The 25,472-nt window shown below is 41.2% G+C and carries 27 protein-coding genes and 1 tRNA gene; 10 read left to right on the top strand and 18 right to left on the bottom strand.

All coding sequences use genetic code 11. The features are described 5' to 3' along the window. Position 1 precedes the first annotated feature (1 nt). The 4 genes from B3297_RS02610 to B3297_RS02625 all read right to left on the bottom strand — a co-directional run bounded on the left by B3297_RS02610 (position 2) and on the right by B3297_RS02625 (position 6,902). On the bottom strand, positions 2–1,597 hold the full coding sequence (locus B3297_RS02610) for a SusD/RagB family nutrient-binding outer membrane lipoprotein (protein WP_115047590.1): 1,596 nt from the start codon (positions 1,595–1,597) through the stop codon (positions 2–4). Between the two features lie 12 nt (positions 1,598–1,609). After that, positions 1,610–4,951 (bottom strand): SusC/RagA family TonB-linked outer membrane protein, encoded by a 3,342-nt coding sequence (locus B3297_RS02615; RefSeq protein ID WP_236590839.1) that lies wholly within the window; start codon positions 4,949–4,951, stop codon positions 1,610–1,612. 103 nt (positions 4,952–5,054) lie between these two features. Then, complete coding sequence (locus B3297_RS02620) at positions 5,055–6,155, bottom strand: FecR family protein (RefSeq protein ID WP_115047588.1); 1,101 nt, start codon at positions 6,153–6,155, stop codon at positions 5,055–5,057. A 189-nt stretch (positions 6,156–6,344) separates the two neighbouring features. Further along, on the bottom strand, positions 6,345–6,902 hold the full coding sequence (locus B3297_RS02625) for an RNA polymerase sigma factor (protein ID WP_046674230.1): 558 nt from the start codon (positions 6,900–6,902) through the stop codon (positions 6,345–6,347). A gap of 215 nt (positions 6,903–7,117) precedes the next feature. On the opposite strand from B3297_RS02625, the gene B3297_RS02630 reads away from it, so the two are divergent. The 3 genes from B3297_RS02630 (at position 7,118) to B3297_RS02640 (ending at position 8,445) form a co-directional block, all read left to right on the top strand. Next, positions 7,118–7,636 carry an NADPH-dependent FMN reductase gene (locus B3297_RS02630; protein ID WP_070567343.1) on the top strand — a complete coding sequence of 173 codons (519 nt, stop codon included), beginning with the start codon at positions 7,118–7,120 and terminating at the stop codon, positions 7,634–7,636. A gap of 82 nt (positions 7,637–7,718) precedes the next feature. Next, positions 7,719–7,940 carry a VF530 family DNA-binding protein gene (locus B3297_RS02635; protein WP_046674232.1) on the top strand — a complete coding sequence of 74 codons (222 nt, stop codon included), beginning with the start codon at positions 7,719–7,721 and terminating at the stop codon, positions 7,938–7,940. 55 nt (positions 7,941–7,995) lie between these two features. Continuing rightward, complete coding sequence (locus B3297_RS02640) at positions 7,996–8,445, top strand: KTSC domain-containing protein (protein WP_070567345.1); 450 nt, start codon at positions 7,996–7,998, stop codon at positions 8,443–8,445. A gap of 128 nt (positions 8,446–8,573) precedes the next feature. Here B3297_RS02640 and B3297_RS02645 read toward each other — a convergent pair whose 3' ends face one another. Genes B3297_RS02645 through B3297_RS02660 form a run of 4 tightly spaced genes read right to left on the bottom strand, consistent with a single transcriptional unit; the run spans position 8,574 to position 11,907 of the window. Further along, positions 8,574–10,124 (bottom strand): hypothetical protein, encoded by a 1,551-nt coding sequence (locus tag B3297_RS02645; protein WP_286778380.1) that lies wholly within the window; start codon positions 10,122–10,124, stop codon positions 8,574–8,576. After that, entirely contained in the window at positions 10,109–10,360 is a 252-nt protein-coding gene (locus B3297_RS02650) for a hypothetical protein (RefSeq protein WP_070567348.1), read from the bottom strand. The genes B3297_RS02645 and B3297_RS02650 overlap by 16 nt, the downstream gene beginning before the upstream one ends. A gap of 48 nt (positions 10,361–10,408) precedes the next feature. Next, complete coding sequence (locus B3297_RS02655) at positions 10,409–11,377, bottom strand: FecR family protein (RefSeq protein ID WP_070567350.1); 969 nt, start codon at positions 11,375–11,377, stop codon at positions 10,409–10,411. Beyond that, positions 11,374–11,907 carry an RNA polymerase sigma-70 factor gene (locus tag B3297_RS02660; protein ID WP_070567352.1) on the bottom strand — a complete coding sequence of 178 codons (534 nt, stop codon included), beginning with the start codon at positions 11,905–11,907 and terminating at the stop codon, positions 11,374–11,376. The genes B3297_RS02655 and B3297_RS02660 overlap by 4 nt, the downstream gene beginning before the upstream one ends. Positions 11,908–12,256: 349 nt before the next feature. Between B3297_RS02660 and B3297_RS02665 the strand changes: the two genes are divergently transcribed. Continuing rightward, a complete protein-coding gene (locus tag B3297_RS02665; RefSeq protein ID WP_286778381.1) occupies positions 12,257–12,820 on the top strand; it encodes a porin family protein in 564 nt (187 codons plus the stop codon). 155 nt (positions 12,821–12,975) lie between these two features. Then, positions 12,976–13,049, top strand: a tRNA-Pro gene (locus B3297_RS02670). A 160-nt stretch (positions 13,050–13,209) separates the two neighbouring features. Here B3297_RS02670 and B3297_RS02675 read toward each other — a convergent pair. From B3297_RS02675 to B3297_RS02685, 3 genes are all read right to left on the bottom strand, one after another. Then, the gene (locus tag B3297_RS02675; protein WP_083296025.1) at positions 13,210–13,416 is read right to left on the bottom strand and encodes a DUF1398 family protein; all 207 of its coding nucleotides are present in this window, start codon (positions 13,414–13,416) and stop codon (positions 13,210–13,212) included. A gap of 179 nt (positions 13,417–13,595) precedes the next feature. Next, on the bottom strand, positions 13,596–13,781 hold the full coding sequence (locus B3297_RS02680) for a hypothetical protein (protein ID WP_139145029.1): 186 nt from the start codon (positions 13,779–13,781) through the stop codon (positions 13,596–13,598). A gap of 399 nt (positions 13,782–14,180) precedes the next feature. Then, positions 14,181–15,047 carry an SDR family oxidoreductase gene (locus B3297_RS02685; RefSeq protein WP_070567358.1) on the bottom strand — a complete coding sequence of 289 codons (867 nt, stop codon included), beginning with the start codon at positions 15,045–15,047 and terminating at the stop codon, positions 14,181–14,183. Positions 15,048–15,160: 113 nt separating this feature from the next. Here B3297_RS02685 and B3297_RS02690 point away from each other — a divergent pair, with 113 nt between their 5' ends. Next, positions 15,161–15,496, top strand: a complete 336-nt coding sequence (locus B3297_RS02690) for a winged helix-turn-helix transcriptional regulator (protein WP_070567360.1) — start codon at positions 15,161–15,163, stop codon at positions 15,494–15,496. A 1,355-nt stretch (positions 15,497–16,851) separates the two neighbouring features. Here the strand turns inward: B3297_RS02690 and B3297_RS02695 are convergent. Beyond that, positions 16,852–17,295 (bottom strand): winged helix-turn-helix transcriptional regulator, encoded by a 444-nt coding sequence (locus B3297_RS02695; protein WP_239468724.1) that lies wholly within the window; start codon positions 17,293–17,295, stop codon positions 16,852–16,854. 49 nt (positions 17,296–17,344) lie between these two features. On the opposite strand from B3297_RS02695, the gene B3297_RS02700 reads away from it, so the two are divergent. After that, on the top strand, positions 17,345–18,040 hold the full coding sequence (locus tag B3297_RS02700; protein ID WP_070567362.1) for a nitroreductase family protein: 696 nt from the start codon (positions 17,345–17,347) through the stop codon (positions 18,038–18,040). Positions 18,041–18,253: 213 nt separating this feature from the next. On the opposite strand, the gene B3297_RS02705 is transcribed toward B3297_RS02700, so the two are convergent. Both B3297_RS02705 and B3297_RS02710 read right to left on the bottom strand, forming a co-directional pair. After that, entirely contained in the window at positions 18,254–18,697 is a 444-nt protein-coding gene (locus B3297_RS02705) for a nuclear transport factor 2 family protein (protein ID WP_286778382.1), read from the bottom strand. Positions 18,698–18,829: 132 nt separating this feature from the next. Further along, complete coding sequence (locus tag B3297_RS02710; RefSeq protein ID WP_201303494.1) at positions 18,830–19,867, bottom strand: NADP-dependent oxidoreductase; 1,038 nt, start codon at positions 19,865–19,867, stop codon at positions 18,830–18,832. 126 nt (positions 19,868–19,993) lie between these two features. On the opposite strand from B3297_RS02710, the gene B3297_RS02715 reads away from it, so the two are divergent. From B3297_RS02715 to B3297_RS02725, 3 genes are all read left to right on the top strand, one after another. Further along, positions 19,994–20,335, top strand: coding sequence for a winged helix-turn-helix transcriptional regulator (locus B3297_RS02715; protein ID WP_070567366.1), 342 nt, complete (start codon positions 19,994–19,996; stop codon positions 20,333–20,335). A 370-nt stretch (positions 20,336–20,705) separates the two neighbouring features. Beyond that, positions 20,706–21,146, top strand: a complete 441-nt coding sequence (locus tag B3297_RS02720; protein WP_070567368.1) for an Hsp20/alpha crystallin family protein — start codon at positions 20,706–20,708, stop codon at positions 21,144–21,146. Between the two features lie 81 nt (positions 21,147–21,227). Next, the gene (locus B3297_RS02725; protein WP_112374265.1) at positions 21,228–21,530 is read left to right on the top strand and encodes a hypothetical protein; all 303 of its coding nucleotides are present in this window, start codon (positions 21,228–21,230) and stop codon (positions 21,528–21,530) included. A gap of 705 nt (positions 21,531–22,235) precedes the next feature. On the opposite strand, the gene B3297_RS02730 is transcribed toward B3297_RS02725, so the two are convergent. The 4 genes from B3297_RS02730 to B3297_RS02745 all read right to left on the bottom strand — a co-directional run bounded on the left by B3297_RS02730 (position 22,236) and on the right by B3297_RS02745 (position 25,354). Beyond that, positions 22,236–22,766 (bottom strand): FecR domain-containing protein, encoded by a 531-nt coding sequence (locus B3297_RS02730; RefSeq protein WP_070567372.1) that lies wholly within the window; start codon positions 22,764–22,766, stop codon positions 22,236–22,238. Between the two features lie 66 nt (positions 22,767–22,832). Next, on the bottom strand, positions 22,833–23,105 hold the full coding sequence (locus B3297_RS02735; RefSeq protein WP_139145030.1) for a sigma factor-like helix-turn-helix DNA-binding protein: 273 nt from the start codon (positions 23,103–23,105) through the stop codon (positions 22,833–22,835). 33 nt (positions 23,106–23,138) lie between these two features. Further along, positions 23,139–23,360 carry an RNA polymerase sigma factor gene (locus B3297_RS02740; RefSeq protein ID WP_070567376.1) on the bottom strand — a complete coding sequence of 74 codons (222 nt, stop codon included), beginning with the start codon at positions 23,358–23,360 and terminating at the stop codon, positions 23,139–23,141. A gap of 422 nt (positions 23,361–23,782) precedes the next feature. Next, positions 23,783–25,354 (bottom strand): RagB/SusD family nutrient uptake outer membrane protein, encoded by a 1,572-nt coding sequence (locus tag B3297_RS02745; protein WP_286778383.1) that lies wholly within the window; start codon positions 25,352–25,354, stop codon positions 23,783–23,785. Positions 25,355–25,472 lie beyond the last annotated feature (118 nt).

Here is a 25,472-nt window from a genome sequence, read left to right on the forward strand (position 1 = left end):
ATTATTTATCCCACCAAACTCGACCAGACAACTTGTCTCCGCCAGGTACTGCGGCCGAAGCTGCTCTGTAGTTTTCGCCATTGATAGCCGCTTCAGTAGAAGGATAAGGGAATCTTCTTGGAATAGTCCCCGACGTTGCATTGCCTGGATAATTCACAGGAGTTAACGCTGGATAGCCACTTCTACGCCAGTTGCTCCAAGTTTCATAAAAGTCCATCATCGTTATGGTATGTGCCCAGTATTGAGTATTAATCTGCTTTAAGGCATCAGCAGCATTAAATGGATTTGCTGCCAAGTAAGTCTCGGCATCTGCATCACTTATTGCCAAGGAACCATCATATTGATTCAGATACGTAATGCTTGCCTTCACCCCTTTTTTATAATGGTCGCTCGCACTACCACCGATGCCCCAACGTTGGGCAGCCTCTGCTAAAAGCAATTCGGATTCCCCATAGGTCAAAATAAATGTCGCGCCAGTCCGCTTGATCATATTAGGATTGGGCGAAGAATATTCCGCAAAGGTCGTGTAACTTGGATCGCTACTGATGTTATACTGCGCATTTGAGCCCAAATCCTTTCCGTTAGGCATCCCCTTTTGCTTGGTTGGGTCTGTGATAAAACTCCCATTCTGTCCTTTATCCTTTTCCGATAAATACAGTTTTGTGACAGCTACCTTTTGTAACCTCGGATCATTATTGCTTTTTAGATAGTCAATAAATGTTTTAGACCATTTGACATAATAATTCTCTTGACCACCATCACCCAATAAAACTTGGCTATTTCTATTTTGCGTTACCCGAGATCCAGACTCATCATGTAAAATAAATGCATTGTCAGCATTACTGTCCATTGTCTTGCCCGCAGCCTTCTGCACATACTCTTTCGCTTTAGCTTCGTCTACTTTAACCAAACGCATCGCTGTGCGAAGCAGTAGAGAATTACCAAATTTACGCCATTTGGCAATATCACCTTTATAAATAACATCCCCAGTGACTTTATCACCATCATCCTTTAACGCTGCAGTAGCCGCTTCCAGTTCCTTCAGCAAATCAGCGTAGATATCCTGCTGCTTGTCATACTTCGGTTTATAAACTTTGGTATAAAAACCCAGTCCCGCCTCCGAATAGGGAACATCGCCATACAAATCAGTTAAGCGTGCGAAAATTAAAGCTTTCCAAATACGGGCGACATTGTGGAGATTTGCATATTTTGGTTTGTCTTTTGTAAACTCAACCACATCCACAATATTACGAACCTGCTCAATATAGGCCCCTACTGTACCCGTCCCCCAATAAGCCGCGGTATAACTTTCATTCAGCATATATTTGTCCCCAGCCCAATAACTCACTACGGTCGATAAACCTTGCATCATTGTGGAAGAATAAATCAGATTTCCACGCCATGTATCGTATGCAAAATCAAAACTTCCGGTGTAAAATAATTGTGCTGAGCTCAATGTATAATTTGGATCCCAATTTTCTTTTCCGTAAGCAACTGGATCTGTATTTATCTTATCAAAATCTTTGGTACAGCTACTTTCCATAAATAATGTAGCCGCCATTAAACTAACAAATACCGGTTTAATATATCTTTTCATGATTGTTTGCAATTAGAATTTAACACTTAAATTAACACCGTAAGTACGCACTGCTGGAACACCGCCAAGTTCTAAACCCGGGAAAGTTGCATTATAGCTCGATTCTGGATCAATGTTATTTGTTTTCTTCATGATCGTCCAGAGATTGCGCGCTACAGCACTTACCGTAATTGACTTAACTTTGTTATTGAATAAGTTGGAAGGGAAAGTATACCCCATAACGACCTGTCTCAACTTTACAAAATCAGCGCTGTTTACAAATATCTTGGATACATTATTCGCTGTATTGGTATAATAAGTAGAGGCCGTTCTACCCAAGCTTTCACGATCTGCCACAGTTTCCTGATGCAATCCAAAAATGTAACCGTAGTAGTCTGTTCCTGAGAAAAGCTTTCCACCCCACTTTCCATCAATCAAGAAAGAGAAATTAAACCTTTTGTAGTTAAATTCATTGTTCCAACCTGCAAACCATTTATTCATAGCTGAACCATAAGACTTTAACTCACCCCGGTCAGGAGAACCGTCAGCCAATTTTACGATCTCGCCATTGCTATCATACTTATAATCGAAAGCCATGATCTGAAAAGCAGGCATACCAACTTTATTCATTAAGTAACCTACACCCGAACGGGACGTTGCTACCGTCTGTTCGTCCATTCCTTCAGCCAATGAAATCACTTTATTGTCGTTGTAAGAACCATTCAATGAAGACACCCATTTAAAATCTTCGGTTTTAACAACAGTAGCAGAAATCAACGCTTCAAATCCCTTATTTTGCATCTTTCCGGCATTGAGTACGGCACCGGCGTACCCGCTTGCTGAAGGGGTTGTGATAAAAGAAATCTCATCTTTCGACTTCTTGTTATACCAGGTTAGATCCAAGTTTACACGATCATTAAAAAGACGCAACTCCGTTCCAATTTCCAACTCTGTTGCTGTAGAAGCTTTCAAGGAAGAGTTCGGGATATTCACATTGTTAATAACCCCTAACGGTTGACCGTTGAGTACCTCGCTTCTAAAATTATAGGTTAGCAAGGTTTGATAAGGATCTGTTGCCTGCCCTACCTGAGCAAAACCTGCCCTCAACTTTCCAAAACTCAACCACGATGGCTTTAGATATTCTGAAAAGATAAATGATCCCGAAACTGCTGGATAAACCGAGTTCAATTTATTATCCACTCCCGGAGTTGCTAGCGTAGAAAACCAGTCAGAGCGCAAACTACCTGTCAGATAGGCGACATCTTTATAAGCAAATTCTAAGGTACCGTAAGTAGACTGTGTCTCCGATTCGCTTTCGAGATACGCTACCGATTTATTTTTTGCATTCAAAATATTGTAAACACCGAATATCGCGAAGTCGGTACCCAAATTTGTCGTTTGTCTGATTTTAGTATTTCTGTAACTCGCTCCGAGATTAGGCGTCAGGGTGTAATCACCGAAAGTGAATGACTTACCAACCAAAACATCCGTATTAATATCCGCAAATTTGGTTTCTTGTTCAGCGATTTTACCATTTTCATAATAACCCGTACCAGAAGGCAATACATTTTTATAATGATCAGTATAGCCATCCCGTCCCGCTCTTCCTTGAACAAACAAACCGTTTCCCATCGTATATTTAGCCGTAACAGAGGCTATGGAGCGGTCACGATTGGTGTTATTGATAAACTCATTTGCAGCAAACCAAGGGTTGGTCGCATACACATTGCCTGAATTATAGAGTATCTCTTTTCCATTGCCATCCTTCCATGGCTTCAAATCATTGACATTAATGCTCGTTGGCAAAAACATAACGTTGTAATTGGCGTTTCCTGCACCGTCAGAAACCATTGGACGATTTTTGACCTGCTCCAAAATCATGTTGTAACGCGCATCAATCGTCAAACCTTTGAGTGGTTCAAAAAGTCCGACCAAATTAAACGACTGTCTTTTCAGTCCCGAATTTGGAACAACAGACCTGTTATTGACATCTGTTCCCGACAGACGGATAGATCCGCCATCAAATGATTTATTTAATGCCAGCGTATTTGTCCATGTTGAACCCGTACGATAAAACCTATCTAAATTCCCTTTTTGTAATGAATATGGTCTTGATACACCGTCAAATTGGACTACGGGAGAACCGTCCAATTTAGCTCCCCAGCTCGATCCGCCCACTTGGGCCGCTCCTGCTTGGGTTGTTGGCTTCTCACCGTTCGCCCCCTGACCATACACTGTTTGCCAATTGGTGTTGTCAATGATCTGCTCGGCAACAAGGTTACTATTGAAATCGATCGAATTACCTTTACCTGATTTTGTCGTAATGAGGATAACACCAGCTTTCGCTCTTGAGCCATATAATGCTGATGCTGCCGCACCTTTTAGAACCGAAATACTTTCAATATCGTCTGGGTTGATATTGCCGATCGCATCACCAAGATCGGGTGCATTATCCCATTGGCTTCCTGAGTTTCCCTTGGAATTAGCATTTCCAATTCCTACTGGTTTACTTTCCATGGGGATACCATTGATTACGTATAATGGCTGATTTGTCTGGTTCAAACTTGATACCCCACGAATGGTCACATTGGACGCAGCTCCAGCCCCACCAGATGTAGAACTGATATCCAATCCGGCCACCTTTCCGACAAGTGAATTCATCACATTATTTTCACGCGCTGTGGTTAGTGATTCACCGGCAACCTGCGTAACAGAATACCCCAACGAGCGTTTCTCTTTCTTCATACCCAATGCCGTCACAACAACCTCATTGAGCATCCGATTGTCTTCCAATAAAACAATTTTCAGATCCCCCTCTTTGGTGACGGCGACTTCTTGCGAAGTATAACCTGCGAAAGAAATAATCAAGGTGTTTCCAGTTGCCGCATCGATCGTAAAACGTCCATTGATATCTGTTGCCCGCCCCACCGCGGTTCCCTTAACACGTACCGTGGCACCAGCTAAGGGATTGCCCTTATCGTCCGTGACGACACCTGCGACAGCTACCTGCTGTTGTTGACTGACAACCACAAGACCTTCCTTAGAAACGGAGTAAACCAATCCACTTTTATTGAAAAGCTTAGCCAATACATCCAATACCTTGGTATTATTCGCATTGACTGACACTTCTTTATTTAAATTTTCGTTCGTCGAATTATAGACAAAGTAATAATCACTTTGCTCTTCGATCATTTTAAGTACCTTGCTCAGTTTTGTTTTTTGGACATCCAAGGAGACTTTTTGTTGGGAAAATACATTTGCCGAAACATTCATAACAGCACACGTAGTCATAATTAAGGCTAGTTTCATCCGGATAATGAATCTAAAATGCACAATATATCCATTGCGCATTTGCAATAAGCAATTTTTAATCATATTTTAGTGTTGGTTAAAATTAATATTAAGCAGCACGCCCCAATGTTGCTGCTTTTGGTTAATCATTTTTTCAATGAAGGATGGTGTTGGTCCACCATCCTTTTTACTTTTCTGATATAGTTATTTTTTTCCCATATACATTAAATTTAAAAGGTTCAACTTCCTGTAAAGCACTTAATACCTGAACAATACCTTCCTTGCTGAAGGTTGCCGTAAAGCGATATTGTTTTAATTGATCATTTTGGATTTGTATATCCACATCATACCAACGTTCCAGTGTTCTACGAAGTGATTCAAAATCTTGGTCCACGATTTCTAATCTATTTTCACGCCACGCAATGTCTGGTATTTCAGCTGTATTGGATTCTATTGTAGGGATATTCTCTATGGCAATTTCCTTAATCGGTAATTTGCTCGCGTTTGGTTTATTGGTTTTACGAGCGATTGCTACTTCAGTTTGATTCTTAAAGATCGTGATTTTTTGATTCGGTTTGATGACAACAGAATTTTCACGCTGCCCTTTGCTCGTCATCTCAATAGAGCCTTCCACTAGCAATGCTTCTGCTGTAGGTTCATCAGAATAACTCTTTACATTGAATGTTGTCCCCAGTACCTTGATATCAAAATCAGCTGCCTGTACCACAAAAGGTTTCTCCTTATTCTTTGCTACCTGAAAATAGCCTTCACCAGCAAGCCGCACCACACGCAATTCCTGATTGAAATCTGCGGACAACTCTAATTTACTCGCAGAATTTAGCGTTACTGTACTTCCATCACTTAATTCGAAGGTCTTTTTCTCCCCATTTTTTGTTTGATATACTTGGCCGATTGCGCTTATTGGCAATGAGGAATCAACTTTACCGGGTTGAGCATAATACCAAACTCCGCCCGATACCAATGCAACAAGTACAGCGGCAATGGCTGCCCATTTGGGCCAGTTAAACCGAAAGGATGCCTGATGCTCCACTGGAACATTCTGCAGATCTGTCTTCAATTTTTCCAATTGCTCATTCACAGGTCGACGATTGCCAACCAAGAGTTGATAGAGGCGTTTGGCTTTCAGAATCGTCTCCGCTTGTTCTGGATGGTTCAGGCTATATTGTTGCCAGTACAGAATACAGTTTTTATCTTCTCCCGAACAATACTTTTGAAAAGTATCGTCAATCAAAAAATCTTCTAACTGTTTATAATCTTTTTGGCTCATTCTTTTGGGTATTTACTCTATAGTGCCCAAAAGACGTTCTTTTGCCTAAAGAAAATTTAAAATATTTCATAAAACACTGAAATTCAGATTTTTATTTTAAATAAAGAATACAAGAATAGCATTCTGTAATAGTTTTCAGCGCATGCTAAACGATTATTGGATCTGCAAAGGAACCACAACAGGTTAAACTTAAATATCTTTTAACTCTTCCCGTAGGATTTTCAAAGCATCGTAAAGCGTATTATAGGCTGTCTTTACAGACATTTGTGTAATTTCTGAGATTTTTTCATACGAATATCCCTCAAAGAACTTGAGATTCACCAGCTGTTTTTGACGAAATGATAACTTCTCCAGTGCTTCTTTCAAACGGATCTGTATGATTTCATTCGTCTGTACTTTGATGACAAACTCCTCATAGGGCATCTCCACCCAATCATCTTCAGCTTTTACATGTTGAAGGGCTGTATTTATTTTATGTTGTTTCTCCAGCAAACGCAGAATACGTCTTTTTAAAAAAGTAATGAGATAGGACTGTACATTTTCGACCCGGTCAAGCTGTTCTCGTTTTTCCCAAATTTTCACAAATACCTGATCGGTTGCTTCACTTGCCAGGTCACTATCGCCACATGTACGTATTCCAAAATTGACAAGCTCTTGATAGAGTGCCGCATATAGGTCAAAGAAAGCCGTTTCGTCTCCAGTACGAATACGTTCCCACAATAAGCGGTACCCCATTTTATTTCTCATAATAAAGCATATAATCCGAAAAAAGGCTAATATAAGTCCTCAGTTCCAAAAGTATAAACTTAATCGGTAAAAGGAGAAAGAAACGAAAAATTACATTGAAGCGAAGAACAAAGTCAATCGTTTGAATTGAATAGTGTAATTTAGTTCCTAAATTAAGAATATAAAAAGTAAAAACTCAGCAGCAGTATACAGCCGTTGATTAGATTTAAACTCACATGAAAACTATTTTTGCCATTGTTGGTAGCGCCAGTGCACATTCATCCAATCATCATATTGTAAATCACCTCCAACAGGAGATCAATGCCGATATCCATTTCACCCTATTTGATCGTCTTAAAGAACTGCCTCATTTTGATCCAGAGGAGAGCCAATCTCATCCACCTATTGAAATTATTGCACTTCGCCAGGTAATCAATGACGCCGATTTAGTATTGATCAGCAGCCCTGAATATATTTTCAGTGTACCCAGTGGATTAAAAAATCTACTTGAATGGTGCGCCGCAACGACGGTTTTCACCGATAAGCCCGTTAGTATCATTACTGCTGCTGCGCAAGGCGAAACAGCGCATGTCGAACTACAGCGTATCCTGCAGGGATTAGGAGCTCAAATTGACGAAAAAAGAAATCTACTCATACAAGGAGTCAAAGGAAAACTGGATGCTACGGGAGCAATTTGGGACGAACAGCTCAATTTAGATCTAGAAAAGCTGGCCACACAACTTAATGAATATTAATACACACTAAGTTCTGTTCCATTTTCATTCAAACCATAGAAATTAGCATAATCCATAATTTGAAGATTATTATCTTTACGACATGCAAGAACAAATTAATAATCCATTACACGGAAAAAGACTCGACACCATTATTGAATATTTAGTGGAGTATTATGGCTGGGAAGAGTTGGGACAACGCATATCCATCCGTTGCTTCAATGAAAATCCGAGTGTCAAATCATCCCTAACTTTCTTAAGGAAAACACCTTGGGCAAGAGAGAAGGTCGAGCAACTCTATGTAAAAACCTTGTTGAAGAAATAAGAAAATTTCTTATTTCATAGCGAATAATCTGATTATTAAGCATATCTTTGCCGCCATGAAAAAAATTGCCGACTACCGGAAGTTACTTAATGTAGATAAATCTGTGGATCTGAAAACCCTAAAATCTACTTACCGGACAATCATGAAAGAATGTCATCCCGATAAATTTGTCAATGATGAAGAAGGTCGTTTGGCTGCAGAGCAAAAAAGTGTTGAAATGATCGAAGCATACCATTTTCTGGTAAGCATTTGTCCGGAAACATTAGAGCAACAGTTACCAATCTACACGGAGACAATTACCAATTCTGGTATTCAGGATATTGACTGGAAAGGACAAATATTGACAGTCACTTTTCACGATGGTAGTCAATATGAATATTTTGGTGTTCAGCGGAATGACTATATTAAATTTGTCAACGCAGATTCTTTAGGTCGATTTGCCCGCAGACACATCTTCCATTCTTATCCTTACCGTAATGTATTAAAGACTGCGACAGTCGCTTAAACACTGTTCTCCAATCAGCTATACAAAGATAAACGCCCGCTATCAAATTGATATTGGGCGTTTACGTAAAATGTTAAATGTTTAAAAGCTATCTATAGAACAACACTATTAACAAATAGTTTTCAGTTTTATAATTTTAACATCAGCCCTGCCATTCCACCGCCATAAAATGTATTTCGTGTTCGGTCTCTTCGCCAAGCTTTCCATACCGTACTACCGCCAGAAATTGTATTTTCATCTCGCTCCGCATAGTTCAAACTGGGAGCAACAAATATAGATATACGGTCACTTAATTTAAAGGCTGGAATTATCCGCAGCGAGGACTGATGGTTATCCAGCATTTTAAATTTCTCGGTCAAAAGATTACGCGCTGTTATTTCAGTGCGGAGACTGAATTTAGACCCATTGAGCACTACAGCTCCTAACCCAGCTTCAAAGGCATATTTATCAGGTCGATTACCTTCAAGTGCCACATTGATCGATAATAGGCTATAAAGTACACGACCACCTGAACGAAATTGCAGTCCGAGGTAGCTATCTTCATTAATTGCTATTGAAAGACTTTTCTCGCCATTTTTAATAAAATTGAGCAGACCAATGGGATAATCGCTGCTATCCGCGATATTGACGATACCGGCCAATTGAATTCCTTTTACTTTTTTTGCTTTATTGGCGAGGCCTGCAATTTGATTTCCAACAGTCGATTCGCTATGATTAAGTATACTGGCAAGCTGTACCGTTCCAGAAGCATCTTTCGTCAAATTTACAACTCCGGCAATCTGAACTCCTCTCACCGTATCTGCTTTGTTGAAAACACCCGCTATTTGTAGACCTTTTACTTGCCCGACAACATGGTTTCCCACACCAGCGATCTGTACCCCACTTACATTTCCACCTACGCCATTAAAAACACCTGCCATTTGCAAACCTTTCATTTCTCCGAAAACACGGTTTCCTACACCGGCGAGCTGCACCCCACGCACATTTCCGCCCACCGCATTGAACACCCCAGCCATCTGCATACCCTGCATATCATATTGATTCATATTAAATACGCCACCGAGCTCCATACCTTTTACGCCCGCCGTAGATCCACCAATGATATTGATGGAAAATTTATTCACAATTTGCGAGCGTATAAAACCATGCGTACTTAATCCCGGTGTCATCGAAATTTGGTAAGGACTATACAAAAACATTCCACCTAAATTCATACTTTGGATCTTCTGGGCAGGCGAGAGAAACACCCGTCCCCAAAACGATCGATAAAGACCATGATCTTCTTCATAACCCTCAAAATAGCCATAATCACGCGTCTTCTTTTCTCCAATTCGCGCTTCTATCGGAAAAATCACCATAACACTGGTATCCCGAAAAGCCTCCTTACTCACATTCACAGCAATGAGATTACTCCTTTTCTTTACATCTAGTTCAAAGTAGCCGTTTTGATCCGTCAATGTAGACAGTAAAGCATTTCGATCAAAGATACTCGCATTGGAAATCGGGCGGTTGGTTCGAATATTCTTGATATAACCTGTTATAACCACTTTATTCTTAGTGGGTGTTTGTACTTCAAAATCTACCGACATCCGTTGTGGTGTATATTGAATGATAATATGTCTGCCCAGTTCTTTAAAAGAATATTCCTTTCCCAAAATCCCATCTAGATAATCGTACAAATTTCCTTTAAAAGGCTTGGTATGAATAACACTGTCTGTAGGATATTTCCATTGAAGGAGAACAATACATCTTCCTTCTCTTTCAAAAGCTGAAAGATTTCACCTACTGTGGTCTCCGCAAAAACAGGCATCTGAATCTCTACAGCAAGCTTTTGCTGTGCTCGTCCCGAATGGAACGAACACAGCATTAAAATGAAGAGGTAAAGCTCTATCCTTTTTATAAAAAATAGTATCATGTTGTTTTTATATACAATTTTGTTCCGAAAATATATCTATTTGTTGGCTCATCTCGTCAGATGAATCTCCCTATCTTTCACATGGACTTTTAATCCAAATGTGCTAGAAATGACTTTCAAAATTTCAGTTAAACTATTTTGTTCGAATTTTGCTGTCAATAACAATTTCTGATCAGGAGAATGATCTATAATAATCGTATAGTCATAAGCTTGATTGAGCACCTCGACAACACGTTTCAATGGGGTATTCTGAAAATCAAACACACGATCAACATAGTATTTATAAAACTGATCTTTGACAGGTTCCTTTCCTACTTTTATCGTATCCCTGTCCCGGATCGTAATCATTTGTTGTGGCCGCAAAAAGACTTCCTTATTTGCATACCCCACTTTGACCAATCCTGTAGCAACAATAACTTCCGTCGCATCGGGTATCCGTCGCACATTAAAACTTGTGCCCAATACCGTGATTTTGGTTTTACCCGTTTCAATGACAAAGGGGTGCTTTTTATCCTTGTGAACCTGGAAAAACACTTCCCCTCTTTCCAGGGTCACGTTTCTATTTTTATTGGTCCAACGACTTGAATAAGCCAGCGATGTATTTTTATTTAGTGTAACAACCGAGCCATCAGGAAGGGAATCTTGGCGCACTTGATCCCTGCTCGAAAGAAACATTTCTTCACGATGCGACTGATCAAATACATAGAATCCTACTGCACAGAGTATCAAGATACTCGCGGCGAGCCACCAGCTCCATTGCTTCACAGGAGTCATTTTTTGGGGTAACGACGCAGCTTCTGACGCTCTTTTATCTCGTACCACTTTGAAGTCAGCCCAAGCCTTATCCACATCCACATCAGGAACATCTAGGGGTTTCGGCAAACTATCCCAGATTTTTTTCATTTTTATGTATTCCTCCTTATTGTTGGCATCTTCTTCCAACCAATTTTTTATCATGGTATTCTCTACCTCGTTGGTCTCACCAACGATATATTTTTCTAACAGTTCCTTATTCATAGCCTATAGATAAGAAAGCAAATAATCAATGTTAAATAATCCACAAGTTCAATACGCAAATGTCGCAGCGCCTTACTCATATGTCCCTCAACAGTCTTTATCGACAGATCCAAGGTTACTGCGATATCCTTATACTTCATTTCCTGAAAACGGCTTAACTCAAAAACCGTCCGACTTTTTTCGGGTAATTCCGCCAAGGCAATCTGGAGCCTTTCGTCCAAATCCCGTGTACTTTCATCAACTGCAGGCGCAAAATCCTGTTTATGCTGCTCATGTGATTGATATTTTAGCTTTCGTTGCTCCTTTTTTAGCACATTCATACTTTCATTATAAATAGCCCGATATAAATAAGCTTTTAATGAAGTATGTATCTGCTCCTCCCAATCGCGTTCCCAAAGCCGCAAAAACACCTGTTGCACAACCTCTTCCGCCACATCACTATCACCTAGATATCGATAGGCATAACGATGTAACTCCTTGTAATGTGTGCGAAAAAGCTGCTCAAAATTCTTTTCTTTATTTTCCGACATTGATCAATTCTATTGTTTAAATAATCCGCTCTATTAGTAAGACATCCTAATAGACTGTTACCCTTACAAATTTTTCATTTTTTTATCAGCTTCAATGACCTGAATCAGGTGATCGCAAATCCCTAAGTCGAACCTATTCTGAAATCTTTTCATATCAATACGACAACAAGCACAGTCCATTTCCCATCTGAAAAATGGGATTCACCCGAGAAGAAGTATAGAAAAGCTATTGTTATCACTAAAGGTAAGTCATCTATTTTATAAAATATTTTTTTTCTAAGGGTATACAGTTTTTCCGTTGTCATAAAGGAAAGAACAATATACAATTGATAACAAAAATAATTTGACAATGAAAACAACATTCAAAGTAGCCCTGCTGAGATTGACATTATTGGGATTAACAGGTACTACACAGGCACAGGACATCACGTATGGGCTGCAAGTCGGAAGCAATTATCATATGAGTTCCTTTGGCAATAAGTCTGTCAAAGATAATAACGGCAAAGTTGGCGTATCAGTTGCAGGATTTGCACGTATTGGACATCGTGTATTCTTTCAGCCTGGAATCGGTGCCAGTCTTTTACGCAAAGCATATAACTTCGAAAACGGACAGAAAACGCCTAAATTTTATCAGATCAATCTTCCCCTTCAAGTAGGGTATAAATTTTTGGAAAATGGCGACTTCAACCTCCGGGGACTATTGGGCCCTCAGTTAAACTATGATGTTAAAACAGTCAAGTCGAGTGCAAATACCGATTATAAGAAATTTTCATTTGATGGTCGTGTGGGTATTGGTGTAGACATCAGTCACCTCACCTTAGATGCTTATTATAGCCACGGTTTTACGAGTGTAGACAAAACCTTAGATGCAAAAAATAAAACAATCGGCATTATGGTCGGTTATAAGTTCTAAGCAGCATCTCGTAGTACACAAAGCGCCATTCTAAAAATCGAATGGCGCTTTTTCGTAATTATATTTTATTTTTTGTCAATAATTATTATTTTAGCGCTACCAAAAATTATTCTTAATCATGGTCCTATTCATAGCGGCCGTTCGATCAGAATAAACGGGATGTAGCGTAGCCCGGTATCGCGCCAGCATGGGGTGCTGGAGGTCGTAGGTTCAAATCCTGCCATCCCGACTTGATTATCAAGGACTTATGATCTAAAATCTTAAGTCCTTTTTTGTTAGGTCTAACATGGGTCTAACACTTTCTTTGTCTTTCCGTGAGTTGAACTAGATTTGAGTTTTTCGTTTTGTGTAATTTATTAGTTTTTATTCTGCATATATTTCAATCTGTTTTACACGTGCTTTGCCGCTTGCTCGCAAAACGTCGAAAAATCAGTTTGGCCTTTCTGGTGAATCGCAATAATATAACGTAATTTCTCCGGAGAAGCATCCGGGTTGATGGGCTTAGGCTCATAAACGGCTGGCGCAGCTATCTGGTATCCGCTTTCACCATAGTACGTAACTGTACCGTCAGTGACGCTATAGTTATAATTTTCAATCCAAGCGCTTTGATTTCGTGAATGTAGCGTGGAAGTCGGCGCCGCTTTTTACTTTGGCATGAGCTGCCTTTATTTGTTCGAGTGTGAATCCTTTTGCTGCTGAGTTTTTTTCCACTGTTTTTTGAACTTTAAAGGGGGGATACCGTAACGCTTAGTATCACCCCGGTTAACAATTGTTCTTATAACCGTGCACCCCACGTCTTGGAATATAGGCAGACGATTGTCCCTGCCGGAGCTTCGGTTTGGGCCATTGAACTGAAATCCAACCACCAAGCGGTATTGGGTAACACATGATAAACCTGGGCAACTTCAGCGCGTGAGATAGCCAAATGACGCTGCAAGGGACTTTTCCTAAACTTTATCACATATCCGCCAAGTTGCGGCTAAGAAGAGGCAATTTAGTAAACTTATCGAAGATCAGCCTGCTGGCTAAAACTTTCTGAGTTTAGTTTTCTACCGCCACTTTGTGATCTTGACGGTGGTCCCTTTCCCTAATTCGCTGTTTATCTCGGACCGATCTGAAAATCTCTTTGCGCCGGGAAACCCGATGCAAAGCGTTTTGCCGGTTGAGTACCCCTGCTCCATCGCAAGTTCCACATCCGGAATTCCACGGCCTGAATCAACAAAGATGACGTTAACTCCCTGCCTAGAGTTATGCGAAATCAATTGGATTTGGACAGTGCCTCTGCCTCCATATATAAGCATATTATTATGCGGGAGCGGTTCTATAACCGGCACTTCCACAAAGGATTTGCTTCTACCAATTAACTGTATATATTTTGCAGAAATTCTTTTAGGCTGACCGGGCTCCTCCCTAGTAGTCGCTTCACATCGCTTTTATTCGTATCAAATTCACCTCTAGCAATCGCTCCACAGAACCTTGCAATGTACGCTGCATCATCTTCAGAAAGACCGGCCTGTATAAGCTGTGCAACATATGCACTTACGTCCGGCTGGTGATAAGCTAATGTTTTTCCGGAAATGTCTGATAGCAGGTCAGCAATCTCTGCGAAGGAAAAGGCGGTTTCTGAGGCGATGATATATTCTTTGTTTTCATGACCCGGAGTAGTCAATACAACAGCATTTGCTTCAGCCATTTCGCTTATTGGTAAAAAGGGAGTTTTGCCATCTCCTGCAGGGATAGAGATTCCATTATTCAATATATCCTTTCCTACAAGGAAGGGAATCATGTCAGCATACATTGTGTTGTTCATTAAAGTGTAGGGGATACCTGTTTGTCTTAAATAATCAGCTGTATATGCATGATATCGAACCTCTCCACCCATGATACTTTGCTGTAAATTCTTCATGTCAAAGCTCGTATAAATAATATGGCCAACACCAGATTCATTCGCCGCATTGATCGCATTTTTGTGCTGCTCAAACCTTTTGCCTATATCTGATGAAGAAGACACCAGCAGCAGCTTGTCGACGCCCCGAAACGCACTTTTTAAAGACTCCAAATCCTGATAGTCGCCAAGTTTGATTTGAAGTCCTTTTGATTTTAATTCTGCCGCCTTGCTTTCATCTCTGACTAACGCAGTAATGTTGTTTGGGGCTATACCCCTGTTTAATAATGAATCGATGGTGGCTTTACCTAAATTTCCTGTTGCACCGGTTACTAAGATCATATTTTTTTGTTTTTAGATTAATTATTTTTGTCAGGTAAAGAAACAAATTTGATTTTGAAAAATTACCCTTGCTGCGGGTAACAAGACAAAAAGCGGTAACCTAAAAGTGACTAATGGAAAAGGAATTAGAACATGATGACTGTCCTGTTACAGCGACGATAGCCTTATTCGGAGGGCGATGGAAGCTGCCGATTTTATATATACTTTCAAAAAATACCAGACGTTTTGGCGAAATCCAGGTTAGGGTACCCTCTATTTCAAAAAAGGTGTTAACTAATCAATTGAGAGAGCTCGAAGCCGATGGCCTGATCAGCAGGAAACAGTACAGGGAGCTGCCTCCCCGGGTAGAATATACGCTCACTGATTTTGGAAAAACCCTTTGCCCTTTGTTGATTGATATAGCAGCCTGGCAAAGAAAAAGCATGGACACGCTTACCAAGGTGAAATAAAGCTTTCCCGTGAAGTCGTAACCAAAACGCCTAATCAACGTGATTATGAAGTACTGTTTTGGATAGATAAGGATAAAACGCCTAGGTAATCACTAAACCATTGCACCATCCCTAAAAGCTATTAAGCGAAGACGAAACTATCCTATTTGCCGTCTAAAAAATCGGGTGAATACAATGTTTGCCCATGTGAGCGGGCAATATCCTGAATGCGTTTAATCGCTTCCGCATTCGTTGGAGGCGGAAATTCTCGTGCGGCTACTGGCTGCCCAATCTCTAAAAAAATCTTCTAAACCTGCTGGCACTACAGTACGGAGCAACTTAGCTACAGCATCGCTCACATTTTTGGAGTAATGCACAGCGCCGCCCTTGGGAATGAGTACGAAAGCGCCTTTCGCGGCGGTATATACGTAGGCCTAAGAGTGTACTTCAATCTCACCTTCCACGATATAAAGAGATTCAAAAAAGTCGGCATGTGAACTTGGGCTAGGACCATTTTGCGGAGGAACCAGCATTTCTATACCTATTCCGTTACCTGTTTTCAGTTTTTACCTTCGAGGCATTGAAAGTGAAGTTATGATTTGTGATACAGGGAAATGGGCACTGACAGAGCCTTATATAGGGTTATTTTTACCCTTTTTTTACCATAAAGCCGAAGGTTTCAATCTAACTCAGTAGTCAATTTGGCCCTGAACAGGGTGGTCAACCACCATACGCTCCTTTCTTCAATTCCGGTGTTGTAACCGCTTGTTTTTGGCGCAAGACAAAGCCGGTGCCCTGCGTCAGGAATCAGAAAAAACGAAAAACATGAGATGCGTTAACGGCTTATTGCTGCCGAATTTTCATTTGAACTGTCAATTTTTCGAGGGGAAAGAAGTGGTACATGGTTTGCCTGCGGCTTTCTTTTCCAACTCTACCCGGCATTCCGCCTGGTTTGATCACTGCCGGCGTCCTAACGATATTGTTTACGGCGCAGGTATTCTTCAACCCTGTATTGGGTGCCGTGACCATTGACCTGGACGGCAACGGCCTTTATATTCACCGGTATTTTTAATGGTCTTCTGGCCTTCAGGTTGAAGGATGCCAACGATTTTTTTAAACGTCATTCATTATCAAACTGATTGTTGCTTCAGGGCGTTACAACTTAGCCTCCTTAAATTTGAGCCGAATAGAAGTAGTTCGCCGGAATAGCCGGTGTGATCAGAGGTCGCATCAAGTCGGCCTTTGATCACACCAGCCGCTCCGGCAAAGCCCGATATCTATGTCCACTCCATTCTCATTTTTAAAATGTGTACGAGAAAGCTTTCTATACGACTGGGTTATTAATAAATGAGTTTCCTTTTCATCTGTAAATTCAATTACCGGTCTTGCTTGTGCGAGTCAATGATGCGTTTCCTGTGTTGCAATCCCCATTCCGCAATACTGTCAGTCAGGCTCTTCAGCGTCATTCCATAAGGCGTTACATCGTAGGTTACAGACAGCGGTTGTGTTTGAGATACCTCCCTTTTAACCAGACCGTTTGTTTCAAGATCTTTTAATTCCCGGCTAAGTACCTTCCCTGCAATGCCATTGATATCTCTTAGAAGTTCCGAATACCGCATCGGCTTATAGCCAAGGCGTGAGAGTATCGATATTTTCCATTTGCCGCTTAAGATATCCATCGTGTCATCTATTGCCCGTATCTTTTTAGCACACTCACTGTCTATAAACCGTGATTTAGTTTCAATTTCCTTTTCCATAAATTTATATGGATACTTTTTTGTCACATAGGTTACCTCAATGTCACAGTTACTTTTTGTCACAAAGTTACAATATAACAGCGATCGCGCTACCTTTACTCAAAAATAAAATATGAGTTTACTTAATGATTTACAATGGCGCTATGCCACCAAAAAGATGAACGGAACCAGGGTTCCGGAGGAAAAAATTAATTATATCCTTGAAGCCGCCCGGATGGCGCCATCCTCTTCAGGTCTTCAGCAATACAAAATAATCGTCATTTCTGACAAAGCATTACTGGAGAAGATCAAAGGTGTCGCTTATAACCAAAGCCAAATCACCGATTGCTCCCACTTACTGGTGTTTGCCGCATGGGATCATTATGACGATGAACGTATTTCGAAAGTATTCAACTATATCATGGACGAACGCGGGCTGCCGCACAGTACGATGAATGCCTATAAAGAGACAATTATGGACCTTTATGAAAAATCAGGAACGGAATGGCAGGCGCATCATGCGGCAAAACAGAGTTACATCTCATTTGCAATCGCGATTGCGGCAGCAGCAGAACAAAAGGTTGATGCCACGCCTATGGAAGGCTTTATACCAGAAAGACTGGACGAGCTTTTAAAGTTAAAGGGTACCGGTTACAAAAGTACGGTGATCCTACCATTGGGTTACCGGGATGGAGAAAACGACTGGTTAGTCAATATGAAAAAGGTACGCACCCCTAAAGAGGAATTCATTACGGAGATGACCATTACAGACGCAGTGGACACAGTTGAGCCAATGGCAGAAAATCTTGAGGCATTCGTGCAGAAGTAATTGCCAACTGTTTTTGATATTAGAGAGGCTGCCGAACAAGCAGCCTCTTAACACCTCACAGGACATCATCGTAGTGAGTCAAAATCATCAGTACCCTATCTCAGTCTATCTATAAAGCTATTTTCAGTTTTCATTCTCTTACTGTAAACTTCCATAAATTATGGTGGATTAAGCCGGCTTTGCTTCTTAACGCTAATTAGATGTTTTGCTTGATCATTGATAAACCTCAGATTTATCCTGCCAGTTAAAAGTTCCTGTTCGCTCAGCAATAAGCCAGCGGTTACCATCACGTACATAATCATCCTGGTAAACCGCCCCAATGTTGGTTTTAATTCTTTTGCTGTTCTCTGTGCCAATCAAAGTAATGGTACAGTAACATGTTCCTGAGGCCTTATCGCCATCTATGCTTATAATGTGCTGTCCGTTAAAATGGTAAACAGTTTCGTAATCCTTAAGGAAATTACCAAACGCTGCTGCCATTTCCTTCCGGCACCGCAGTTTTAAGATAGAAGTTCCGCCGGCAAAAGTTTCTGACAACGCATCTTCCGAAAATAGCTGGACCTGCGCGTTAAAATCCTTTCTGTCGCCCAAAATTGAAACCCTGTCTACGAGCTCCTTTATCAATAGCCTGTCTTTTAATTGTTCAAGATCCTTCATGGTCGTTATAAAATAAATAAGTTTTTTAGGGTCTTATACCGATTAGAATTAGAAAAGGCTATCTGTAATGGATAGCCTTTTAATGGGACTCGCTGTAGTGCTTTGACCCCAACCTAGCGAGCCTTTATCTTTCTAGGCCACGGTGAGCACAATCTTACCCTGGATACTTCCCTGAGCAGCTCTTTCGTGGGCTTTTCGGGCATCGGCAAGCGGGAAAACACTATCAATGACGACGCGTATCGTACCGTTGTCAAGTAATTTGGCTACTTCTGCCAATTGCGCACCATTCGAACGGACCTGGGTGGTGGACATCGTCACACCAAGCTGCTCAGCCTCTGCTCCACCGGACGCGCCGAGCCCGAAAATGGGAAAGAGTGCGCCGCCCCGCCTGAGCGTACGTAAAAAACGACTAGTCGTTGGGCCGCCAACCGAGTCGATGACCAGATCAACGCCACGCACCTCATCCTCGGGTACGGTCTTGATATAATCAATGAATTCGTCAGCGCCAAGATCACGCAAAAGTACTTCATGCTTACCAGATGCCACCACGATCACGTAGGCCCCTTTCCATTTGGCGAGTTGCAGGGCAAAGTGGCCGACACCGCCGGCCGCACCATTGATGAGTACTTTTTTGCCCTCAAGCGGCACCGGTTCATGTTGCTTCGGCTGAAGCGGATTGGGTACATTATGCCCCTGTTCAATCATGAATTGCCAGGCGGTGAGCAGAGACATAGGAGCAGCGGCCGCATGGATATGATCGATAGCGGCCGGCTTAAGCGCTACCTGCGATGCGGGCGCGGTGATGTATTCGGCATAGGCACCACTTTCTACAGAGAGACCCTCCGGAAAACGAACCATCGAGTAAACTTCGTCCCCGACGGCGAAGTCCCTAACATCATCAGCCACCGCCTCTACCACACCCGATACATCTGTTCCCAGAATAAGCGGGAAGTTCCCCTTTGGCCTCCACTCAGGAGGAAGCGATTTAAACCCGTCACGCAGGTACCAGTCGGGCGGATTGAGACCAACCGCGTGAACCCGAATGAGCACTTCGCCCTGCTTAAGCATAGGTATCGGAGCGTCCTCATAAAGGAGAACTTCAGGACCACCAAACTCGTGCTGACGGATCGCCTTCATTAAGCCTGATTTGTTTTGTGATTTTAATTCCATTTTTCTGCTGTTTGATGTGGACAATATTAAATTTTTCCAATACTTTTGTCAAGTATGTACTTATCTGTATCTTACCTACCAAAAAGTATGTATTATTGATTATCAAAATGTTGTAAATAAATTAACATGAAAAAAAATGCAGAAATTCCTGAGTGTATACAAAAATGTGGAGTTGAATATGCTTTTAAACGCATCGGCGGGAAATATAAAGGTCGCATTCTCTGGCATCTGGGCATGCGACCGGTATTGCGGTATGGAGAGTTGAGCAGAACCCTCCCTGATATCACTACCAAGATGCTTACGCAAACTTTGAGAGAGCTGGAAGAGGACAAGCTCATCATCCGGAAAATGTATCACGAAGTGCCGCCTAAAGTGGAATATTCATTGAGCGAAACCGGCCTGGAGTTGATGCCCTTTATAGAGCATCTTCATAACTGGGGAAAGAAACAACTTGAAAAAGAAGGATAGGATAAGAGGCCGCAGGGTACAATTTTCCTAACAGCATGCTGCCGTAGTTTCTAAAAACCCGAGGCGCTGCTTGAGCCATAACCGTAAAAGCCTGTCTCGTATTTTGTTTTTGTTGATGATCGTTAGTTGCGTTATTTAACTATGTAAAGTTGTCAGACAGGATGAAAAAAATTCAGTTTCAAATGGCCTAAAGCTGTTATTTTGCTATTGAAAAAGCCATGCGAAACAGTTAAAATATAGCATAATTGCTGTTTTTTAAACATTTTTTGTACAACCATTTCGGATTGGCATGCTGCTTGACTAATCGTTCACAGAACTTCGGTTCTTAAGTTTAATTGATTCATTAATTGTTTAAGAAAGGAAATAAGTTATGTCATTGGTTAAATTTAATTCAGATCGAAAACAAAATGCGTTAATGCCAGGCTTTAACGACATCTTTGAATCTTTTTTTAATGATTCTTTCTTATCGGACCGTATGGTGACCCGTGTACCTGCGGCTAACATCAGCGAAACCCCTGATGAATACCATATCGAACTTGCCGCTCCTGGCCTGAAGAAGGATGATTTCAAAATCAATATCGATCATCAGGTGCTGAACATTTCTGTAGAACAACGCAGCGAGAACACCGAGAACAGTAAGAAATACAATAAGCGCGAATACAGCTATAGTTCTTTCGTGCGTTCTTTCACCTTGCCTGACAGTGCGGACGACAGCCGCATCGAAGCAAGCTATACCGACGGCGTTCTGAAGATCAATGTGCCTAAGAAAGAAGAGGCCAAATCGGTGACCCGTCAGATCGAGATCAAATAAGGTTGAATTCTCCGGAGTTTACGGGCTGTCCGAAAGGGCAGCTCGTTTTATATCCCGCTTTATCAAAGGAGTTTGATCGGCATGGCAGGCAGCTATCATATCAGTCTCGAACTGAACACGCTTTTCGGAATGGAAACGATAGGTTCTCTGGAACTTGGCACAGAAAAGGATTTCGCTGCTCAGGTATTTGAGGAGCTGCATGGAGATGACCAGGTCACCGGGCAGGGATCATTTACCTTGATATTAACAGCATGTGAAGACGGCGTAAAACTGCCATTAACCATGAAGCGCTGCAACTCGGATGAACTCGCCTGGAACGTGAAACTCATCGCCCGCGAGCTCTTTAAGAAATATAACCTGGAAGCAGATGATCCGGACAACTAATATTGTATTGAAATCGATGTAAAAAAGTGACGATAAATATTTTTCAGGAGGTACAACAATGTTATTGAACAAACGTCCCCCTTTTAAGTATCTGTTCAACAAGGTCAGGTCTGAACTGATCTACATTACTATAACCACGATCCTCGTGTACGGGCTTACCAGGGCATACGAACATTTGATCCCGGAGATCCCGCTTACCATCATTAACAGGAGTCTTCGCATACCGCAATTTATAGAAATTAGTAGCCAGATTTAAAGTATATCAGAAATGATACCTAAGTAATTAGTTCATCTTAAAGTGCTAACGAATTTCCTTCCGATAGAATATAAACACTCCTGACCATTGCAACGCTTAAACAACCAGAGTTGGAAGCAGGGAATTGTCAAGGGCAACGGTGATAGCCGTTGTTTATACACCCTTGACGGTTTTCCTGCGTAGCTACGTTTGTAATGGCGGTGCAGTGCCCTTCTTTCTATAATACGTAGGGAAGGCAGGCGTATATGAGGTACAAATATTTGCCTGCGTGCGGCGGCGAGGCGGGCTGCGCAATGAAACCCGGCGCAAAGTGTGTGGTGCAATGCAGCAACCTGCCTCAGCTGCTGGCCTTGCCTCCTAAAGCTCAGTTTTCTTTCTCCTGAACATGCCGCTGCCAGTACTGCTCCAATATGCGTTTGTCCCTGCCATTCGCATGTTCAACTGCCGCATTATAATCCACGATGAATTCTGTTCCCAGCGCAGTTGGTCATCAACGTACCGCTTTCGACGATGAAAGGTTTTGAAGGATCTTTCGCTACTTTAAAACTGACCCTTCCACTGAATAATTTAACCCGTCTAAAATCAAGATCCGGTTTTATGCCCAGCTGAATCAGTGCCCCGGGTTCCAAGGTTAAAATCGAATGGTCCGCTGCAACAATTTCTTTAGGCTGAGCAGAAGGGTTGTAGTAAATTTCATGAATGAAACTCGCTGTTTGTAAAGGTTCATCAGTTGATGTGCTCAAAAGATTGGTTAAGATGAACAGGAAACCAAACAGTATGAATACAGTAATGATTCTCAACAGGCTATCACCACCACGTTTTGACTTATTTTCCTGATTGATATAGGAAACCCAGTCATCTTCTGAAATGAAATCATCCAATAAGGTCGGATCATCATTCAGCCATTTGAAGACAAGTTTCGCTTCCTCAGCAGAACATTCATTCGCCAGGAATTTATTTAATAAGGATTTGCGATTCATAACAGTTTCTATCCTTTTAGCGGGATAGGTATATAACTGTTATACGAATAGTGATGGGCTTGTCCCCTAAGACAACTTAAAAAATTTTTTAATAAATTTCAGACCAATGCTAACGTGGTTTTCTACCGTCTTCGGGGAGATAGACAATTTGACGGCAATTTCTTTATAACTCAATTCCTCAATTTTATGGAGATAAAAGACCTGTTGCCGCATAAAAGGCATTTGTGTAATCAGCTCTTTTACGTATTCTAACTCTCCTTTATAGGCAATTTGTCGTTCAAGATCTTCATATTGGGTCAGTACAAAAGGTTTCTCAAACTCTACATATTTTCTATTCAAAGCACGCCGCCGCAACTCATCAATTAATTTTGTTCATGCAATCTGAAAGAGCTGGGTACTGAATTGGATTTGCTGATTCGCATGATTCTTGCGTTCCCAAACAATTAGAAAAGTCTGCTGGACGACATCTTCGGCCAGATTCGAACATTGGGTCTTCTGATACAGAAAATAGTACAATTTCCTGTACCAATAACGATAAGCTAAAAAAAACTCCTTTTCGTTAGTCGGTGCCCGCTGTAGGATTTTATCCATCATAATCTACATTTAGATAGTCTTGTTTCAATGCTGTTATCCTCTTTCCAAAGAATATCGAAATTGGTATCTGACAGAATTTCAATTTGATCCATCAAAATGACCCATGCTTTTTGGCTAGTTATCCACCTCTAAAGTGATTATTTTTTATCAAAAAAACAAGATAATATTTTCAATAGAGCAATTGCTTCTATCTCTATTTTAAGCACCTTCTTTCCTAAAAGCTTTTTGGTCTCACAAGAACCAACCGTCGTGAAAGTAAACTACGGGTTCTTTCTGGTCAAAAGAAACGAATTGTAAGAAACGACCTGTTTCAAAAAAAGAAGGTATTTAGCTGATAAGAGTAAGTTCCTATCAGCTAAATACCTTTCAAAATAAAACGAACTTCTTGAAGTTGCTTGTTTTACTGATGCATATATAGCAAATTAATAACCTGTATTTTGCTTCAAATTTGGATTGACGGCAATCTGTTGACTCGGGATTGGATAAACCAATGTTTTGGGATCGGCATCCGCAGCCTTTTCTTGCCAGGCCAATAAAAATTTACCAAAACGAATCAAATCCTGTCTTCTCCAGCCTTCCCAATATAACTCGCGAGCACGCTCATCCAATAAATTATCGAGCGTCAATGCCGTTAAGTTAGTAACACCACGGTTCGTCCGAATAGTGTTAACTAATCCAAGTGCCTCTGTTGCAGTTCCGGTTCCGCCTCTTAATATAGCCTCTGCTTGCATCAACAATACATCGGCATAACGGAAGACTACCCAGTCGTTATTTCGTTGACCAGTGACAGCATAATCAAAGGCATACTTCATTGGACGGATACCCGCTGTTTCCAATGTAGCTCCAGAGGTCCGGATGGTCACTTCACGCGTGAAGACCAAAGGTGCATTCGCTGGATTTCGCGCCATCAATGGTTTGTTTGTACTCCAATTGTATTGCTGTCCTGCAAAAAAACCTACATTTTGACGTTTGAATTCTTTTGTTCTGTTAGAAGTCGTATCAGCCGGATAATTATAGTAAATTCCTCTTCTTTCATCGGCATCCGAAAATTTATCGTAATAATCTGATAATGTACACCAACCGTTCCAGCCCCCAGGTCTCATATTATAATGCGCAATAGTATTCCAGGTACGATCCACATTTCCACCTCTATCGCCATTTTTATTATATAAAGTGAAAATATTTTCGGTAGACTTTTCGTCATTATCGGGCGCGAAATTATCAAAGTACTTGCCCTTTGCAGAAACAGTATAGGATCCCGAAGCCGTAATTTCCTTGGCTAAGGCCACCACTTTATTCATATCTTCGGCAGCAAAAGAAGGAGCTTGTCTGTTTAAAAATGTTCCCTTATTCAAATAAATCTTCATCAGCAATGCTTTTGCCGCATTTTTATTGGCTACATAGGCTGCTTTCGGACCGTTTGCAGGCAAACTCGCTATAATTTCGTTGAGATCCTTCACGATATAATCAATAGCCGCCTGTGGCTGTAACACCTCTGGTGGGATTCTAAAATCTTCAAAAGAGGCTCCTTCCCGGACGGGTACTACGCCATAGAGATCCAACATATCGAACATGACCAACGCACGAATAAACTTCGCTTCAGCACCTTGCTGTGCACTCGGATTATACCGCAACACATTACCCGCATTATAGATGGCTGTACCAAGACTTACAAATGTATTGTTCATATAACCATTATCAGCATTCCAGGTATGTAAATGGATCGCACGATGCATCCCATTATCATCCCAGTCACCTCCCCGTGTAGGAGCCATAGCAGCATCTGTGGATATTTCCTGCATCACCCAGCGCTGTTCCTGCTGATAAGGGGTATTCAATGAATTATAAGCTGTGATCAACAAGCTTCCAGGATCCACATTGGATGTCCCCTCTTCCAATTCTCCTTTAAATTCCTCCTTTAGTTTAGTACAAGAAAATGTACTTGTTACAATGGAGCCAATTATTCCGATATATAATAAAGTTCTTAATTTCATCTTTTTCATCCGTCTAAATTTGATTATTTATTCATCCATTTTGACTGTAAGGCATTCATACTGCCTTTAGTGTTTCATTCGTAATGAGGCGATCAGATTTATTCATTCACTAATATGA

This window comes from Sphingobacterium sp. UBA3519 (assembly GCF_002377215.1).
In the GTDB taxonomy this organism is placed as follows: domain Bacteria; phylum Bacteroidota; class Bacteroidia; order Sphingobacteriales; family Sphingobacteriaceae; genus Sphingobacterium; species Sphingobacterium multivorum.

Excerpts from the sequence above, each read along its gene's own strand:
- B3297_RS02745 (WP_286778383.1), bottom strand. The coding sequence starts at position 25,354 with ATGAAATTAAGAACTTTATTATATATCGGAATAATTGGCTCCATTGTA.
- B3297_RS02625 (WP_046674230.1), bottom strand. The coding sequence starts at position 6,902 with ATGAGAAATAAAATGGGGTACCGCTTATTGTGGGAACGTATTCGTACT.
- B3297_RS02660 (WP_070567352.1), bottom strand. The coding sequence starts at position 11,907 with ATGTCGGAAAATAAAGAAAAGAATTTTGAGCAGCTTTTTCGCACACAT.
- B3297_RS02710 (WP_201303494.1), bottom strand. The coding sequence starts at position 19,867 with ATGGAATTAAAATCACAAAACAAATCAGGCTTAATGAAGGCGATCCGT.
- B3297_RS02610 (WP_115047590.1), bottom strand. The coding sequence starts at position 1,597 with ATGAAAAGATATATTAAACCGGTATTTGTTAGTTTAATGGCGGCTACA.
- B3297_RS02715 (WP_070567366.1), top strand. The coding sequence starts at position 19,994 with ATGAAAAAAAATGCAGAAATTCCTGAGTGTATACAAAAATGTGGAGTT.
- B3297_RS02685 (WP_070567358.1), bottom strand. The coding sequence starts at position 15,047 with ATGATCTTAGTAACCGGTGCAACAGGAAATTTAGGTAAAGCCACCATC.
- B3297_RS02615 (WP_236590839.1), bottom strand. The coding sequence starts at position 4,951 with ATGATTAAAAATTGCTTATTGCAAATGCGCAATGGATATATTGTGCAT.
- B3297_RS02700 (WP_070567362.1), top strand. The coding sequence starts at position 17,345 with ATGAGTTTACTTAATGATTTACAATGGCGCTATGCCACCAAAAAGATG.
- B3297_RS02725 (WP_112374265.1), top strand. The coding sequence starts at position 21,228 with ATGGCAGGCAGCTATCATATCAGTCTCGAACTGAACACGCTTTTCGGA.
- B3297_RS02620 (WP_115047588.1), bottom strand. The coding sequence starts at position 6,155 with ATGAGCCAAAAAGATTATAAACAGTTAGAAGATTTTTTGATTGACGAT.
- B3297_RS02655 (WP_070567350.1), bottom strand. The coding sequence starts at position 11,377 with ATGAATAAGGAACTGTTAGAAAAATATATCGTTGGTGAGACCAACGAG.
- B3297_RS02705 (WP_286778382.1), bottom strand. The coding sequence starts at position 18,697 with ATGAAGGATCTTGAACAATTAAAAGACAGGCTATTGATAAAGGAGCTC.
- B3297_RS02730 (WP_070567372.1), bottom strand. The coding sequence starts at position 22,766 with ATGAATCGCAAATCCTTATTAAATAAATTCCTGGCGAATGAATGTTCT.
- B3297_RS02635 (WP_046674232.1), top strand. The coding sequence starts at position 7,719 with ATGCAAGAACAAATTAATAATCCATTACACGGAAAAAGACTCGACACC.
- B3297_RS02720 (WP_070567368.1), top strand. The coding sequence starts at position 20,706 with ATGTCATTGGTTAAATTTAATTCAGATCGAAAACAAAATGCGTTAATG.
- B3297_RS02640 (WP_070567345.1), top strand. The coding sequence starts at position 7,996 with ATGAAAAAAATTGCCGACTACCGGAAGTTACTTAATGTAGATAAATCT.
- B3297_RS02650 (WP_070567348.1), bottom strand. The coding sequence starts at position 10,360 with ATGATACTATTTTTTATAAAAAGGATAGAGCTTTACCTCTTCATTTTA.
- B3297_RS02690 (WP_070567360.1), top strand. The coding sequence starts at position 15,161 with ATGGAAAAGGAATTAGAACATGATGACTGTCCTGTTACAGCGACGATA.
- B3297_RS02630 (WP_070567343.1), top strand. The coding sequence starts at position 7,118 with ATGAAAACTATTTTTGCCATTGTTGGTAGCGCCAGTGCACATTCATCC.
- B3297_RS02740 (WP_070567376.1), bottom strand. The coding sequence starts at position 23,360 with ATGATGGATAAAATCCTACAGCGGGCACCGACTAACGAAAAGGAGTTT.
- B3297_RS02665 (WP_286778381.1), top strand. The coding sequence starts at position 12,257 with ATGAAAACAACATTCAAAGTAGCCCTGCTGAGATTGACATTATTGGGA.